Source organism: uncultured Polaribacter sp., from assembly GCF_947495205.1.
GTDB lineage: Bacteria > Bacteroidota > Bacteroidia > Flavobacteriales > Flavobacteriaceae > Polaribacter.
In genome coordinates this window covers 172,163-187,371 of sequence record NZ_CANLXV010000005.1, presented here as the reverse complement: position 1 = coordinate 187,371, position 15,209 = coordinate 172,163, and the positions used below count along the sequence as shown (strand labels likewise).

16 protein-coding genes are annotated in these 15,209 nt (G+C 30.1%); 5 read left to right on the top strand and 11 right to left on the bottom strand.

What is annotated here, in order from left to right; translation table 11 throughout:
• Nucleotides 1-91 precede the first annotated feature (91 nt).
• Entirely contained in the window at nt 92-580 is a 489-nt protein-coding gene (locus Q0762_RS06775; protein WP_298765150.1) for a YdeI/OmpD-associated family protein, read from the top strand.
• Between the two features lie 71 nt (nt 581-651).
• Here the strand turns inward: Q0762_RS06775 and Q0762_RS06770 are convergent, their stop codons facing one another.
• On the bottom strand, nt 652-2,115 hold the full coding sequence (locus Q0762_RS06770; protein ID WP_298765148.1) for a magnesium chelatase: 1,464 nt from the start codon (nt 2,113-2,115) through the stop codon (nt 652-654).
• A 183-nt stretch (nt 2,116-2,298) separates the two neighbouring features.
• Complete coding sequence (locus tag Q0762_RS06765) at nt 2,299-3,420, bottom strand: VWA domain-containing protein (RefSeq protein WP_298765146.1); 1,122 nt, start codon at nt 3,418-3,420, stop codon at nt 2,299-2,301.
• A gap of 200 nt (nt 3,421-3,620) precedes the next feature.
• Between Q0762_RS06765 and Q0762_RS06760 the strand changes: the two genes are divergently transcribed.
• Both Q0762_RS06760 and Q0762_RS06755 read left to right on the top strand, forming a co-directional pair.
• Nucleotides 3,621-6,239 carry a zinc-dependent metalloprotease gene (locus Q0762_RS06760; protein WP_298765141.1) on the top strand — a complete coding sequence of 873 codons (2,619 nt, stop codon included), beginning with the start codon at nt 3,621-3,623 and terminating at the stop codon, nt 6,237-6,239.
• Nucleotides 6,240-6,308: 69 nt separating this feature from the next.
• Nucleotides 6,309-7,181 carry a TIGR01777 family oxidoreductase gene (locus Q0762_RS06755; protein WP_298765139.1) on the top strand — a complete coding sequence of 291 codons (873 nt, stop codon included), beginning with the start codon at nt 6,309-6,311 and terminating at the stop codon, nt 7,179-7,181.
• Nucleotides 7,182-7,409: 228 nt separating this feature from the next.
• Here Q0762_RS06755 and Q0762_RS06750 read toward each other — a convergent pair whose 3' ends face one another.
• From Q0762_RS06750 to rsfS, 7 genes are read right to left on the bottom strand one after another with little or no spacing between them, the layout of a single operon-like run.
• Nucleotides 7,410-8,015: a YceI family protein gene (locus Q0762_RS06750; protein WP_298765137.1), complete on the bottom strand. Its 606-nt coding sequence runs from the start codon at nt 8,013-8,015 to the stop codon at nt 7,410-7,412.
• Nucleotides 8,016-8,019: 4 nt separating this feature from the next.
• On the bottom strand, nt 8,020-8,286 hold the full coding sequence (locus Q0762_RS06745; protein ID WP_298765135.1) for an acyl-CoA-binding protein: 267 nt from the start codon (nt 8,284-8,286) through the stop codon (nt 8,020-8,022).
• A 3-nt stretch (nt 8,287-8,289) separates the two neighbouring features.
• Entirely contained in the window at nt 8,290-8,946 is a 657-nt protein-coding gene (locus Q0762_RS06740; protein ID WP_298765133.1) for a phosphatidylserine decarboxylase family protein, read from the bottom strand.
• Nucleotides 8,947-8,949: 3 nt separating this feature from the next.
• The gene (locus Q0762_RS06735) at nt 8,950-9,744 is read right to left on the bottom strand and encodes a phosphatidate cytidylyltransferase (protein WP_298765131.1); all 795 of its coding nucleotides are present in this window, start codon (nt 9,742-9,744) and stop codon (nt 8,950-8,952) included.
• Between the two features lies 1 nt (nt 9,745).
• On the bottom strand, nt 9,746-10,330 hold the full coding sequence (locus Q0762_RS06730; RefSeq protein WP_298765129.1) for an LUD domain-containing protein: 585 nt from the start codon (nt 10,328-10,330) through the stop codon (nt 9,746-9,748).
• A 21-nt stretch (nt 10,331-10,351) separates the two neighbouring features.
• Nucleotides 10,352-12,343 (bottom strand): ATP-dependent zinc metalloprotease FtsH, encoded by a 1,992-nt coding sequence (gene ftsH, locus Q0762_RS06725; protein WP_298765127.1) that lies wholly within the window; start codon nt 12,341-12,343, stop codon nt 10,352-10,354.
• Between the two features lie 30 nt (nt 12,344-12,373).
• On the bottom strand, nt 12,374-12,742 hold the full coding sequence (gene rsfS, locus Q0762_RS06720; RefSeq protein WP_298765125.1) for a ribosome silencing factor: 369 nt from the start codon (nt 12,740-12,742) through the stop codon (nt 12,374-12,376).
• An 86-nt stretch (nt 12,743-12,828) separates the two neighbouring features.
• Here rsfS and Q0762_RS06715 point away from each other — a divergent pair, with 86 nt between their 5' ends.
• Nucleotides 12,829-13,560, top strand: a complete 732-nt coding sequence (locus Q0762_RS06715) for a biotin--[acetyl-CoA-carboxylase] ligase (protein WP_298765123.1) — start codon at nt 12,829-12,831, stop codon at nt 13,558-13,560.
• Here Q0762_RS06715 and Q0762_RS06710 read toward each other — a convergent pair.
• Together Q0762_RS06710 and pyrE are read right to left on the bottom strand one after the other, a co-directional pair.
• Nucleotides 13,557-13,946, bottom strand: coding sequence for an SRPBCC family protein (locus tag Q0762_RS06710; RefSeq protein ID WP_298765121.1), 390 nt, complete (start codon nt 13,944-13,946; stop codon nt 13,557-13,559). The two genes, Q0762_RS06715 and Q0762_RS06710, sit on opposite strands and share 4 nt — an antisense overlap.
• Before the next feature lie 12 nt (nt 13,947-13,958).
• A complete protein-coding gene (gene pyrE / locus Q0762_RS06705; protein WP_298765119.1) occupies nt 13,959-14,600 on the bottom strand; it encodes an orotate phosphoribosyltransferase in 642 nt (213 codons plus the stop codon).
• Nucleotides 14,601-14,607: 7 nt separating this feature from the next.
• Between pyrE and Q0762_RS06700 the strand changes: the two genes are divergently transcribed.
• The gene (locus Q0762_RS06700; RefSeq protein WP_298765117.1) at nt 14,608-15,207 is read left to right on the top strand and encodes an NUDIX domain-containing protein; all 600 of its coding nucleotides are present in this window, start codon (nt 14,608-14,610) and stop codon (nt 15,205-15,207) included.
• Nucleotides 15,208-15,209: the final 2 nt, after the last annotated feature.

The following is a 15,209-nucleotide window of genomic DNA, read 5'->3' as shown; positions in this document are numbered from 1 at the left end:
GAGTTATTGAAAGTGAGTTTTTTTTAGATTAAGTTGTTTTTTGATAAATTGACATTTTTAATTAGATGTCAATTTTTTTTATCCGTTTCTTATGAAATCACCCATTTTTAAAGTTTCTTTAGTAAATCTGTACACCATTTTTATACCCAAAGAAATATTTCTACCATTTGCAACAAAAAAAATGGGTAGAGTACAAGTAATAGTTACTGTTAAAAAAATATCTATAAATTTTTATGCAGCAGTAAAAAAAGATAAAAATTCTGGAGATTATAAAATGATGTTTAGTAAAGCCAAACAAAAAGAATTGGGATTGTCTCTAGGAGATATTTTTGAAATGCAACTTTTTGAAGATAAAACAAAATATGGTGTTGAAATGCCAGAGGAGTTAGAAGAGGTTTTTTTAACAGATGTTGAAGCATTTAAAATTTTTGAAACTTTGACCCCAGGAAAACAAAGAAGCATAATTTATGGAGTTTTACGTTTTAAAAGTAGTCAGCAAAAAATAGATAAGGCTTTTATAATGTGCGAAAACCTAAAACGAAGAAATTTTGATACTTTAAGAATTTTTAAACTAGATTGATTTTAATAAAAAAAACCTCACAAGTTTTAAACATGTGAGGTTTTAGGATCGTGTCTAAAAACAAATAAATTTTACAATCCACTCATAAAGCTACCATAAGGATCTTTAAATTGTGTGCCTTCTGCATATCTATATTTTGATAATTTTTTAAATTCAACTAAAGCCCATAGTACAAATTCCTTTACAAAATAGGCATCTTTATTAACCATATTAGGTTGGTACTCTTTAAGAAAACTGTTTAATGGTTTTATTTTATCCAATTCTGCTTTATACTGCGCCTCTGTATGGTCATCTAACAATTCAAAATCTTCTTGTGCGTTAAAAAACCACGAAACAATTTCGTCATATGGTGTTTCTTCTCCTTGTTTTTCTAATTTTTTAATTTCAGGAAAATAAGTAGGAAAAAGCGTTTGTACAGCTTTTTTAATTAAGTTTTCTGCAACAACTTGTGCCCCTTCTTGTTCACCTTCATAAACCAACTCTACTTTACCTGTAATTGCAGGGATAATTCCATCAAAATCACTCAGGCGAATCATGGTTTCATTATCACCAGAAAGTAAAGCTCTGCGTTCTGCAGTACTTAAAAGGTTTTCAAAAGCAGAAATACTTAAACGAGCACTTACACCACTTTTAGCATCTATATATTCACTTTCTCTAGCTTCAAAAACAACTTGTTCTAATAAATCTTTTGCCAATTCTGGCACTTTTATAAACTCTTTTTGTGCACTTGCTTTGCTTGTTTCTTGTTGGGTAATGGTTTTTGCAGTTTCTATATCTTCTGGATAATGCGTTAATATTTGCGAACCAATTCTGTCTTTTAAAGGAGTTACAATGCTACCTCTGTTGGTGTAATCTTCTGGATTTGCTGTAAACACAAATTGCATGTCTAAAGGCAAACGTAGTTTAAAACCTCTAATTTGAATATCGCCTTCTTGCAAAATATTAAACAAGGCAACTTGAATTCTAGCTTGTAAATCTGGCAATTCATTTATAACAAAAATACAACGGTTTGCTCTAGGAATCATTCCATAGTGAATTACACGATCATCTGCGTAAGAAAGTTTTAAATTGGCAGCTTTTATTGGGTCTACATCTCCAATAATATCTGCTACAGTTACATCTGGCGTTGCTAATTTTTCTGCAAAACGGTCATCTCTATGCAACCAACTAATTGGGGTTTCATCTCCTTTTTCTGCAATTAATTCTGTTGCAAATCTAGAAATTGGTTGCAATGGATCATCATTAATTTCAGAACCTGTTACAACAGGAATGTATTCATCCAAAAGGGTTACCATTAATCTAGCCAAACGTGTTTTTGCTTGTCCGCGTAAACCTAATAGGTTAATATTATGTTTACTTAAAATGGCTCTTTCTAATTCTGGAATAACCGTGTTTTCATATCCATGAACTCCTTTAAAAACGGTTTCTTTACTCATCATTTTACTGATTAAGTTTTCGCGCAATTCATCTTTTATAGATTTTGGTTGATATCCAGATTTTTTTAATTCTCCTAGTGTTTTTATATTTTCTATCATATTTTTTTTCCTATCCCTAACCCTTTCCAAGGGAAAGGGAACTGTTGTGTTTATCTGTGTGTTAGTAATATTCTTATTTTTCTATTTTTCTCAAACTTTCTAAAAGCCTTCCCTTTGGGAAGGTTGGATGGGATTTTTTCAAACTTTATAAAAGTCTTCTCTTTGAAAAAGATGTTTGTGATTTTATCGTATCCTTTTCTTTCGATTGGTTTCATAATCTTCAAAAATCATTTCTCCTAAACCTTTTAAGCCTGTGTAAAATGCTTTTCCTTGGTTGGCCTGTGTAAAAGCTCTTACAAATTGCATTAAATAAGGATCTTGTGCAATCATAAAAGTAGTAATGGGAATGTGTAATTTTCTGGCTTGTTGTGCCATTGCATAACATTTATTTACAATGTATTTATCCAATCCATTACTGTTTTTATAATATTGGCCATCTGGTAAACGCAAACAACTAGGTTTACCGTCTGTTATCATAAAAATTTGTTTGTTTGTGTTTCTTTTTCTTCTCAGTAAATCCATTGCTAAATTTAAACCAGCAACTGTATTTGTGTGATAAGGACCTACCTGTAAATAGGGCAAATCTTTAATTTTTATAGACCAAGCATCATTACCAAAAACAATAATATCTAAGGTATCTTTTGGGTAACGTGTTGTAATTAATTCTGCCAAAGCCATGGCAACTTTTTTGGCGGGTGTAATTCTATCTTCACCATACAAAATCATAGAATGACTAATATCTATCATTAACACTGTACTCATTTGGCTTTTATGAAGTGTTTCTTCAACCACTAAGTCATTTTCAGTTAAACTAAAATTGTCTGTTCCGTTATTAATTTGTGCGTTTCTTATACTTTCTGTAACCGAAACTTTGTCTAAAGCGTCACCAAATTGATAAGCTCTAAAATCTCCAGTATGCTCATCTCCAATGCCAGGAGATTTACTTTTATGATTTCCAGCGCCGCTTCTTTTTATTTTACCAAAAATGGCGTTTAATGCTTGTTGGCGTATGGCGCGTTCTGTTTTTGGAGTAATTTTTGTGCCTCCAGTGCCATCTCCTTTAATCTCTTCTTTTATGTAACCTTTCTTTTTTAAATCTTCAATAAAATCATCAATAGTATAATTTTTATCGGTTAAATTATATTCTTTATCTAAAGAACGCAACCAATCAATAGCTTCATCAAAATCACCAGAAGTATGTGTTATCAGTTCTTTAAAAATTTCAAAAAGTTTCTCAAAAGGAGATTTGTTTTCTGCCTCATAAGTCTTAAATACAAATCCTTTTCTTTTATTGTTGTTTTTCATCACCCTAAAAATACGGCTTAATTAGAAAGCATTAAAAAGATTAACATAGCTTTAATATTTCGCTTTATTGTTTCTTCAATTTTTGCAGTTATTTCTTATTAATTCCACTTTTTTTACAATTTTATTATAATATTAACAAGAACTTAAAGGACTATATTTATTTTTCCAAAAAATTAAATAACCATACAACTACAATGAAAATGAATCAATTAAAATCTGTGAAACTAATTTATGTTTTGTTTATTTCTGTAATGTTTATAGGAGTTCAAGAGACAAACGCACAATTTTGGAAAAAGAAAAAGGAAGAAATTATAAAAACGCCAACTAAAAAAACAAAACCTAAAAAGAAAGGCAAATCAATAAAAGACTTAACTAAAAGTAGTAAAAAAATAGCAGGTTTATTTACGGTTTATCAAGATACTGTAACAGGCGGTCTTCAATTAATTATAAAAAAAGAGCAACTCAATAAAGATTTTATTTATTTTTCTCAAATTGCAGATGGTGTTACAGAGGCTGGTCAATTTAGAGGTTCTTACAAAGGTTCTTCTGTGTTTAATGTTCAAAAATATTTTAATCGGTTAGAATTTGTATTTCCTAATATGGCTTTTTATTTTGATAAGAAAAACCCTATTTCAAAATCTGCAAAAGCTAATACAAGTGATGCCGTAATTACTTCTGGAAAGATTTTGGCAGAAGATGAGAAAACAGGAGAATATTTAATAGCCGCAGACGGTTTATTTTTATCTGAGACTTTTACAACAATTAAAAGACCTAGATCTTTTGGTCAACTTCTTTTTGGTTTTTCTTTGGGTAGATTAGATAAAGGTAAATCTAAAATCGAAGAAATAAAAAATTACCCAGAAAATACAAATATAAAAACAGAATATGTATTTAGTAATTCATCTGCAAGAGGTGGAGCAGGAAAAGCAATTGCAAATAATAAAGGGGTTTCCGTTAAAGTATTTCATACATTTATGAAGATGCCAAAAGACGATTATAAAACAAGGTTAGATGACGCTAGAGTTGGTTTTTTTACTACAGAAACCAATGATATGACTTCTACAGATGTTGTAAATTATAGAGATTTTATTCACCGTTGGAAATTGGTAAAGAAAGATTCTAGTTTGGCAATATCTGAACCTGTTAAACCCATAACTTGGTGGATAGAAAATACAACGCCTTTTGAGTTTAGAGAAACCATTAAAGAAGGAGTTTTAGCATGGAATAAAGCCTTTGAAAAAGCAGGTTTTAAAAATGCAATGGAGGTAAAAGTACAGTCAGATACTGCTACTTGGGATGCTGGAGATGTGCGTTACAATGTTTTAAGATGGACTTCTTCTCCAAACCCTCCTTTTGGCGGTTATGGACCAAGTTTTGTAAACCCAAGAACTGGTGAGATTTTAGGGGCTGATATTATGTTGGAATATGTACACTTTACAAACCGTGTTTATTACGACAGAATTTTTAATAATGCTGCTGCTTTAAGTTTAAATATTTTAACGGAAGAGGAAGAACAAAACAAGTTTTTTGAAAATAAAGAAAATCATATGTATTGCTCTAAAGGGCATTTAATGCATGAAAACACTTTATTTGGTCAAACAGTTTTGGCTGCTGCAGGCGCTTCAGATCTAGAAATGGAAGGCATGAAAAAAGAAGGAATGAAATCTTTAATAATGCATGAAGTAGGTCATACATTAGGATTGAATCATAACATGAAGGCGAGTCAATTATTTTCTCCAGAGCAATTGGCAGATGCTAATTTTATTAAAGGCAAAGCGTTAACAGGTTCTGTAATGGATTATGCAGGCATTAATTTAACAACAGATAGAAGCAAACAAGGACAATATTATGATATGGCTGTTGGTCCTTATGATATTTGGGCTATTCAATTTGGTTACACACCTTTTAATACTGAAGAAGAAAAGAACGCATTATTAGAAAGATCTACAGAACCACAATTAATTTTTGGTAATGATGCAGATGATATGCGTGCTCCAGGTAAAGCAATAGATCCAAGAGTTATGATTGGAGATTTGTCTAACGACCAAATAGGATATTCTGTAGATAGAATTGAATTGGTGAATAAAATGATGAAAGATATAAAATCTCGTTTTGTAAATAAAGGAGAATCTTATGAGCAATTAAGGCAAGCTTATTATATTTTAAGCGGACAATCTGCAACTGCTGCAGGCGTTATTTCTAGATTTATTGGTGGCGTTTATGTAGATAGGGCGCAACCAAACCAAAAAGGAGCAACACAACCTTATACACCTGTAAGTTTAACAGATCAAAAAAGAGCAATGAATGCGTTAAAAAAGTATGTTTTTGCGCCAGACGCTTTTACTGCGCCAAAAGATTTATACAATTATTTGGCAAGACAAAGAAGAGGTTACAATTTCTTTGGTGGGCCAGAAGATCCTAAAATTCACGAACAAGTTTTAAGTTATCAAACTAGAGTTTTAGCGCATATTATGCATCCAAACACTTTACAAAGAATTACAAATTCTGCATTATATGGCAATGAATATAAGTTAGCCACATTTATGACAGATTTAAATAATGCCATTTTTAAACAAGATATTTATGGAAGTGTAAACTCTTTTAGACAAAATTTACAGGCAGCCTATGCCAAAGGTTTAATAAGTTTTATTACAGGAAGAACAAGTAGTAGATATTCTGTTGCAGCAAAATCTATGGCTATCTATAATTTAGATACTATTAAGAAGTGGGTTAGTAATAACAGAGGTAATATAGCTACAAAAGCACACAAAGCGCATTTAAAAACTTTAATTACAAATGCTTTAAAAGAAATTAAATAGCATTTTTTCTTAACTTATTTTTAAGTGAAACCGTAATCTTTATAGATTACGGTTTTTTATCTTTACACTATGGCAAAAATATTAATTACAGGAGGTACTGGTTTAGTAGGCACACGTTTAACACAATTGTTAACAGATAGAAAACATGAAGTTAGAATTCTTACTAGAAACCCAGATGCAAAAAATGAATATAAGTGGGACGTTTCTAAGCGTTATATTGATGTAAAAGCGTTAGAAAATATAGATTATATTATTCATTTAGCAGGAGCAGGTATTGCAGATAAAAGATGGACAGAGGATCGTAAAAAAATAATAATAGATAGTAGAGTAGAAACTGCTAATTTATTATTTCAAAAAGTAAAAGAAAATAAAATTCCTTTAAAAGGATTTATTTCTGCTTCAGGTAGTAATTTTTATGGAGCTAAAACTACAACTGATATTTATACAGAAAGTGATAATGCAGGTAAAGATTTTTTAGGTGATGTTTGTGTGAAGTGGGAACAAGCTGCACATCAATTTTCTGAATTACAAATACCAGTAACAATTTTACGAACAGGTATAGTATTGTCTAAAACAGGTGGCGCTTTAGAAAAAATGAAAACTCCAATAATTTCTCCTTTAGGCTCTGGCAATCAATATATGGCTTGGATTCATATAGACGACCTTTGTGGTATTTACATAAAAGCGGTAGAAGAGGAGTTAGCCGGAGTTTACAATACTGTTGCGCCAGAATATCATACAAGTAAAACCTTTTCTAAAATACTAGCATCAGTAATTAAAAGACCATTTTTACCATTACCAGTTCCAGGTTTTTTGTTAAAATTGATTTTTGGTGAATTGGCGATAATATTATTAGAAGGAAGTAGATTGTCTTCCAAAAAAATAAGTGATAATTACCAATTCAAATACGCTAATTTAAAAGAAGCTTTACAAAACTTATAAAAAAAGACAAATCTTTAAAGATTTGTCTTTTAATTCTTTTGATGAAAACTTTCAAGAAATATAGATGCAATTGCATCTTTTTATGCTCCTGCTATTTATTTTATTTTGTCTTTTGTACAAAGAAAACTAATGATTTTAAAGCTACTGTTAAGACAAGTTTCGCCATAAAAAAAAGCTACCAACTTTTAAGTTGATAGCTTAATACCTATTTTTTGTTGTTACAAAAAATTAAAATTTAGAAGTTATGTTTAATGCAACTTCGCTCCATGTTTTAGAAACACCATCTGCGCCTGTATGTAATGTCTCGCAAACTTTATTTAAAGAAGCTAAAGCATCTAATGCATTCCAATTACTAACATCCATAGTTGCACTCATTGCAAAAGTATTGTCAACAATTGTATATGAAAAAGGCACTGTATTTGTTACTCCGTTCATTACAATAGTAGCTTTTCCTGTGGTATCGCTTTCTAACTGTAATTTACCTGAAAGTAATTTTGTGTTTTTCATCATTCCAAAAAAGAATTTCTGAATTTTATAATCTCTACCAGAATTTTTTGTGAATAAGCTACTAATAGGAATTGAGAATTCGGCATTATTAATAGCCTCTTTAATAGAATTTCCAGCACCTCCAGAGGTTATCTTTACTTGTCTAAAAGCTCCGCCAACACCTTTCTTTTCTGTAAATTTATAAGCAGTAAAGTTTATTTCATTTTCAGCTTTTTCTAAAGAAAATGCTGCAGTTTCTTTTTCTAAGGCCTTATCATTTTTTTTATCCGATTTGCAAGAAGTAAATCCAACACTAACCATAGTAAGTAATAAAAGTAATTTTTTCATGTTTTTATTTTTTTGTGTTTAATATTAAGTTTGCTAATTTTATATATTCTTTTTTTGCTTCTTCAGAAGACATGTCTTTTAGTTGCATCCAAGCATTTATTTTAAATGCATCTTTAAGATCTGGAGTTTCCGTAAAAGTTGAATTACTGCCGTAATTTGCTTGTTTATTATATGCATAAAACTTTAACTTTACATCTGGCGCAAGAACTTCTTTTAAATTAGATATTTCTTGAAACGCTTTTTGAAACGTAATGTCTAAATCATTGGACATAATTTATTTTTTAGCAATAACTTGAGTTCCCCCTTTTACTTTATCGCCAAGTTTTACATTTAATGTGGTTCCTAAAGGAAAATATAAATCTACTCTAGAGCCAAATTTTATAAAACCAGCATCTGTACCTTGAATGATTTGTTCTCCTTCTTTAGCGTAATTTACAATTCTTTTTGCTAAAGCACCTGCAATTTGTCGATACAAAACATCTCCAAAAGATTTATTTTGTAATACAATTGTGGTTCTTTCATTTTCTGTAGAGGCTTTTGGGTGCCATGCTACTAAATATTTTCCTGGATGATATTTGCTGTATTTTACGATACCACTCATAGCATATCTGGTAACATGCACATTAATTGGAGACATAAATATAGACACTTGTAGTCTTTTATCTTTAAAATATTCTGGTTCTTCAACCTCTTCAATAACCACAACTTTACCATCAACTGGAGCTACAATTGTGTTTTCATTAAGAATTGTTTTTCTTGCAGGGTTTCTAAAAAATTGAAGTACGGTAACAACTAAAAGAAGTACCAACACTTGCACGGTTTTTTGTAACCAAAAAATGTCTATAAATTGATCTGCTAATAAAATAGCGCTTATTGCTATTACAAAAGTAATAACAATAATCTTATATCCTTCTTTATGAAAACGTATCATTTTTTAAATTATAAAATTAATATACAAATATACAAATGGTGCAGCAAACAACAAGCTATCTAAACGATCTAAAATTCCGCCATGACCAGGCATAATATTTCCACTGTCTTTAATATTAGCTTGTCTTTTAAATTTAGATTCAACTAAATCTCCTATAGTGCCAATTACAGATACTATTGTTGCTATGATTAACCAATTAATTAAAGAGAAATCTTTAAAGCTAAGGCTAATAAAATAAGCTGCAACTAGTGCAAATAAAAAACCCCCAATAAAGCCTTCTTGCGTTTTTTTTGGAGAAATGCTTACAAAAAGCTTTCTTTTACCAATATTTTTACCCACTAAAAATGCAAAACTATCATTTACCCAAATTAATATTAAAATAGCAATAATTATATGTGGTGTATAAGTTTCGCCTTTAAATGGTAATAAAACTAAAAAACAAAATGAGAAAATAACATATCTAATAATTAGGCCCAATTTTGTTTTATCATTTTTAAAAGAAATTTCTTTTTTTGAAATAAGTTGATAAATTAAATATATAGATGAAAGTAAATTAATAACTAATATACCAATTACAGGATAGCTGTTTTGTCTTTTTAAAATTAGAAATACAGTTGCTAAAAAAAGAAGATAAGGAATAATGCTTTTAAAATTTATCATTTTAGAAAATTCCCAGATACCAATAACGCCAAAAATAGCAACCAAACCAATGTAAGATTCTTTAGAGAAAAGAATGGCACCTAGAAACAACACTACATACACAATACCAGAAAAACTCCTTCTAAAAAGGTTACGCATATTATAAATCTTCTAAAAGGAGTAAATATAAGTTTTTTGAGTTGTTATTGCCATAGTTTAAAAAATTATCATCACTTTTTATGGTGGTGTAATTTTTTATTGATGAAATATTGGTAGGTAATGCATTTTCTGCATTTGTTTTAATACCTGTTAATCCCTCGCCTGTATTTTTAACCAACTGACTTGTTTTTGCAAATACAATAAAGTTTTCTGAGAGTTCTGAAAGTTTAGTACTTTTTAATTGATTAGATGAGAATAAAATGTCTCCATGATCTGCAATTAAATGCTCACAAGAAGAAAATACAGGTTTTGTTTTTGTGAATTCCTTGTGAACTGTTACTTTTTTAGTATTCAAAAAAGTAGTTAAGTTTTTATTTAGTACCAGCAGCTCCTCCCAGTTATTTTCTAACAGTATTTTATTTAGATTTTCTTTAACTTCTACTTTTTGTTGACAATATAAAAATTTACCACCTTTTTCTATAAAATTATGCACAAAGAGGTCATCAAGAGATAGGTTTACTTCCTGTTTTTGAATTTCTTTGGTTTCTTTTACAGGGATGCTAAAAATTTTTTTTAAAAAATTCATTTATTAATTAAAGCGTGTTAATTATTCTTCAGTTTTTGTTTGAACTGTTGGAATACTTATTTCTTCTTCAATTTTTTCTTCTTGTTTTATTTCTGTGTCTAATTCTTCAAAAGGTCTTTTTCCAAAGATTTTAAGTAAATCATCCTTAAAAATCACCTCTTTTTCTAGAAGAAGTTCTGCTAAAGTAGTTAATTTTTCTTTATTTAGTTCTAAAATTTCTAAAGCTCTTTCATACTGAGACTCTATCATTTTAGATATTTCTGAATCTATTTTTTTTGCAGTATCATCACTGTAAGGCTTTACAAAAGCGTCGTTTCCAGACGAGTCATAATACGTAATGTTACCAACTTCGTCATTTAGACCATAAACAGTAACCATGGCTCTCGCTTGTTTGGTTACTTTTTCTAAATCACTTAAAGCTCCTGTAGAAATCTTATTAAAAATAATTTTTTCTGCAGCTCTACCTCCTAAAGTAGCACACATTTCATCTAACATTTGTTCTGTTTGAACAATCATTCTTTCTGCCGGTAAATACCATGCAGCACCTAAAGATTGGCCTCTAGGTACAATAGTTACTTTAACCAATGGGGCTGCATGCTCTAACATCCAACTAATGGTAGCATGTCCAGCTTCATGAAAAGCTATAACTTTTTTCTCTTTAGGTGTAATTACCTTGTTTTTCTTTTCTAAACCACCAACAATTCTGTCTACAGCATCTAAAAAATCTTGATGATGTATAGATTTTTTGCTTTGTCTTGCAGCAATTAAAGCAGATTCATTACACATATTTGCAATATCTGCTCCTGAAAATCCTGGAGTTTGTTGTGCCAAAAATTCTAATTTCACATCATCTGCTAACTTTAAAGGTTTAATGTGAACTTCAAAAATTTCTTTTCTTTCATTAATGTTAGGTAAGTCTACATAAATTTGTCTGTCAAAACGTCCTGCACGCATTAATGCACTATCTAAAACATCTGCTCTGTTTGTTGCTGCAATAACAATTACATTGGTATCTGTACCAAAACCATCCATTTCTGTTAACAGTTGGTTTAAGGTATTTTCTCTTTCATCATTCCCTCCAGTCATGCTATTTTTACCTCTTGCTCTACCAATGGCATCAATTTCATCAATAAAAATAATAGAAGGAGATTTTTGCGCTGCTTGCTTAAACAAATCTCTAACTCTAGAAGCACCAACACCTACAAACATTTCTACAAAATCTGAACCAGAAAGAGAGAAAAAAGGTACACCTGCTTCACCAGCAACTGCTTTTGCTAAAAGTGTTTTACCAGTTCCTGGAGGTCCAACTAATAAAGCTCCTTTTGGTATTTTACCACCTAAAGAGGTATATTTTTCTGGGTTTTTTAAGAAATCTACAATTTCTTGAACCTCTTCTTTTGCGCCTTCTAGACCAGCTACATTGGCAAAGGTTGTTTTTACTTTGGTGTCTTTATCAAATAGTTTTGCTTTAGATTTACCAATGCTAAAAATTTGGCCACCACCACCAGCACCAGCGCCACCACCAGACATTCTTCTCATAAAAAATAACCAAATGGCAATTAAAATAATAAAAGGTAAAAGTCCTAAAATAGTATCAAACATACTGGTTTGATTTTCATTTTTTAAATCGAAAGTAAGCTCATTTTCTTTTCTGGCTTCTTCTAAATCATTTTCAAAATTTTGTAAATCTCCAAAATTGTATTCGTATAACGAAGAGCCTGGTCTGTAAAAAGCAGAGTTCTTTAATTTTTGGTATTTTGCTTTTTTAAGCGATTCTTCTTTTATAAAAATTTGTGCAATGTTTTTATTTACAACAACTATTTTAGAAATATCATTATCTCTTAAAACTTCTTTAAATTCGTTTTTAGAAATGCTTTTGGTAGCCAAATCGCCACTACTAAAAAACTGAAAACCTATTAGTGCTAGAAATATAGCACCATAAATCCAATAAGCATTGAATTTAAATTTTGGTGCATTATTGTTGTTTTTATTATCTTTATTAGCGTTGCTCATCTTTAAATCAATAATTTTTTAATAATTTTTTTAGGCAGGATTAATTTCTGTAATCTTAGCGTCTCCCCAAAGACTTTCTATGTCGTAAAATTCTCTAATATGTTTCTGAAAAACATGAACCACAACATTAACATAATCCATTAATACCCATTCTGAATTCCCTTCGCCTTCTACATGCCAAGGTTTATCCTTAATTTGTTTACTGACTAGTTTTTGTACTGAGCCAGAAATTGCATTTACTTGCGTATTGGAATTTCCAGAGCATACTATAAAATAATCGCAAACGGTGTTTTCTATATCTCGTAAGTCTAATAATTGAATATTTTCTCCTTTTACATCTTCAATTCCTTCAATGATAGCAGCAATTAAATCGTCTGTGCTTACTTGTTTTTGCGCCATTAATTTTTTTTAATTTAAGTGCAAAGTTATTGTTTTTTTATGACTATTTTGCGTATTCATAAACTACTTTACACTTTATTTAACAGTTGAAAATAATCAAACTTAATGCCACTAATTCTACAAATTCTTTTTTAAAAGAATTAGCCCAAAATCAAACGGTAGAAAATTATACAGTAGTGGTAACAGATAAGCAACTTAAAGGCAGAGGACAGCAAGAGGCTGTTTGGTTCTCTGAGCCTTATAAAAACCTTACTTTTAGTGTTTTAGTTTCTTTTGATAATCTTGATGTTGCGCAGCAAAAATATTTGAATTTTGCAGTTTCTTTAGCTATATTAGAAGTTTTAAACTTAAAAGTTTTAAAAAGTCTACGCATTAAATGGCCAAACGACATTCTGTCAGGAAACCAAAAAATAAGTGGAATTTTAATTGAAAATATTTTAAAAGGTTCTAAAATTAAGTCTTCTGTAATTGGAATTGGCTTAAATGTAAATCAGGTTGATTTTTCAATAAAATTAAAAAATGTAAGCTCTTTAAAATTATTAACGGATAAAACTTTTAATTTAGACACCTTATTAATTGAGCTTGTAAACAGTTTAAAGCTTTATTTAAACCGTTTAGAAACAAAACAATTTGATTATTTAGAAAAAGAGTATCTAAATTGTTTATATAAAAAAAACACTGCAACTATGTTTAAAGATAGTAACAGTGTTTTGTTTATGGGTTTAATTCGTGGTATTTCTATAGACGGCAAACTTCAAGTGGAGCTAGAAGATGAAACCATTAAAGAATTTGGAATTAAAGAAATTACTTTTGTTTAAAGTTTACCAATATTTTCTGACAAGGTACTCACAAATTTTGTTAGTGGTTTTTTGATCATCATTGCCATCATTGCATTAAATTCGCCATTAAATTTTAAAGTTACACTGGTTTTATGAGCATCTATTGCAGTAAAGTCTGCAGCTAAAGTAAAAGGTAATTTACTGCTAGCAGCGCCTAATGTAATATTAGAAAAAGGTGTTTTTTCTTTTAATACCAATCTAATTTCTGGCATACCAGGCAAACCAAAAAGAAAAGAATCTCCATCAACTTCAAATTTATTGATGTTTTCTGGCATAATTTTTCCAAAATTATTTAAATCACTAAAAAAGTTAAAAGTCTCTTCTTGTGTTTTATTTATAGTAACTGTATTTCCTTCAATATTCATTTTGGTATGTTTTTATTGTTGCCAAGTGCTAGGGCTTTGTCGCCATTCTTGTAATAACAAAACTTCTTTGTCAGAAATATAATTGCTATCTAAAGCTTGTTCTAATAAGTTATTGTAGTTACTTAAAGTAACCAAATCTAAGTTTTTATTTTTAAAATTTTCTGTTGCTACGTCAAAACCATAAGAAAAAATAGCCACCATACCTTTAACAACTGCACCCGCTTCTTTTAAAGCTTCTACAGCATTTAAACTACTATTACCAGTACTTATTAAATCTTCTATAACCACCACATTTTGGCCACTTTCTAAATGTCCTTCAATTTGGTTTTTTCTACCGTGTTTTTTAGGTTCTGGTCTTACATAAATAAAAGGCACTCCTAATTCTTGTGCAACTAAAACACCTATAGCAATTGCGCCAGTTGCAACACCAGCAATAACGTCTGGCTTTCCATATTCTTTTTCTACTATTTTAGCCATTTCTTCCTTTAAAAACACACGTACTGGTGGGTAAGAAAGTGTAACTCTATTGTCACAATAAATGGGAGATTTCCATCCAGAAGCCCAATTGAATGGCTCACTAGGATTTAATTTAATCGCTTTTACTTGCAGTAAAAGTTCAGCAGTTTTTTTTGCAGTATCTTTGTTCAAAATCATATCGCAAATGTATAAAGTTTTTGTAAATGATAAACCAATAATTATCACTTCTTCTCAACAAAAAGAAAATAACTTTCCGTTGTATATTCTTAAAAATATTGTATTCGAAGAGATTGTACATCAATTAAAAAATAATAGTTTAGAAGGGGTAAATTTGTATGCACCAGATTTAGAAGAAGGTTGGCAACAATTGTTACAAGGTATAAAAGTTGTTTCTGCAGGTGGTGGTTTGGTTTTAAATGATAAAAAAGAAGTACTTTTTATTTTTAGAAATGGCACTTGGGATTTACCTAAAGGAAGAATTGAAAAAGGAGAAACCATTGAAGAAACAGCGGTTAGAGAAGTAGAAGAGGAGTGTGGTATAGCAAATTTGAAGTTGATAAAACCCTTATTAACAACTTATCACGTGTATTTTGAAGAAAAAATAAAATTAAAAGAAACATTCTGGTTTTTAATGACTTCTAATTTTGATGGTAAATTAATTCCTCAATTAGAAGAAGGTATTACAGAAGTAGCTTTTAAAAATGAAGAAGAAATAAAAAAAATATTACCAAATTCATACAAAAACATAGCTTTGGTGTATGATACTTACTTGAAAATGCGGTAATC

Coding starts and splice junctions, on each gene's coding strand:
- Q0762_RS06775 (WP_298765150.1), top strand. CDS start 92: ATGAAATCACCCATTTTTAAAGTTTCTTTAGTAAATCTGTACACCATT.
- Q0762_RS06770 (WP_298765148.1), bottom strand. CDS start 2,115: ATGATAGAAAATATAAAAACACTAGGAGAATTAAAAAAATCTGGATAT.
- Q0762_RS06765 (WP_298765146.1), bottom strand. CDS start 3,420: ATGAAAAACAACAATAAAAGAAAAGGATTTGTATTTAAGACTTATGAG.
- Q0762_RS06760 (WP_298765141.1), top strand. CDS start 3,621: ATGAATCAATTAAAATCTGTGAAACTAATTTATGTTTTGTTTATTTCT.
- Q0762_RS06755 (WP_298765139.1), top strand. CDS start 6,309: ATGGCAAAAATATTAATTACAGGAGGTACTGGTTTAGTAGGCACACGT.
- Q0762_RS06750 (WP_298765137.1), bottom strand. CDS start 8,015: ATGAAAAAATTACTTTTATTACTTACTATGGTTAGTGTTGGATTTACT.
- Q0762_RS06745 (WP_298765135.1), bottom strand. CDS start 8,286: ATGTCCAATGATTTAGACATTACGTTTCAAAAAGCGTTTCAAGAAATA.
- Q0762_RS06740 (WP_298765133.1), bottom strand. CDS start 8,946: ATGATACGTTTTCATAAAGAAGGATATAAGATTATTGTTATTACTTTT.
- Q0762_RS06735 (WP_298765131.1), bottom strand. CDS start 9,744: ATGCGTAACCTTTTTAGAAGGAGTTTTTCTGGTATTGTGTATGTAGTG.
- Q0762_RS06730 (WP_298765129.1), bottom strand. CDS start 10,330: ATGAATTTTTTAAAAAAAATTTTTAGCATCCCTGTAAAAGAAACCAAA.
- ftsH (WP_298765127.1), bottom strand. CDS start 12,343: ATGAGCAACGCTAATAAAGATAATAAAAACAACAATAATGCACCAAAA.
- rsfS (WP_298765125.1), bottom strand. CDS start 12,742: ATGGCGCAAAAACAAGTAAGCACAGACGATTTAATTGCTGCTATCATT.
- Q0762_RS06710 (WP_298765121.1), bottom strand. CDS start 13,946: ATGAATATTGAAGGAAATACAGTTACTATAAATAAAACACAAGAAGAG.
- pyrE (WP_298765119.1), bottom strand. CDS start 14,600: ATGATTTTGAACAAAGATACTGCAAAAAAAACTGCTGAACTTTTACTG.
- Q0762_RS06700 (WP_298765117.1), top strand. CDS start 14,608: ATGTATAAAGTTTTTGTAAATGATAAACCAATAATTATCACTTCTTCT.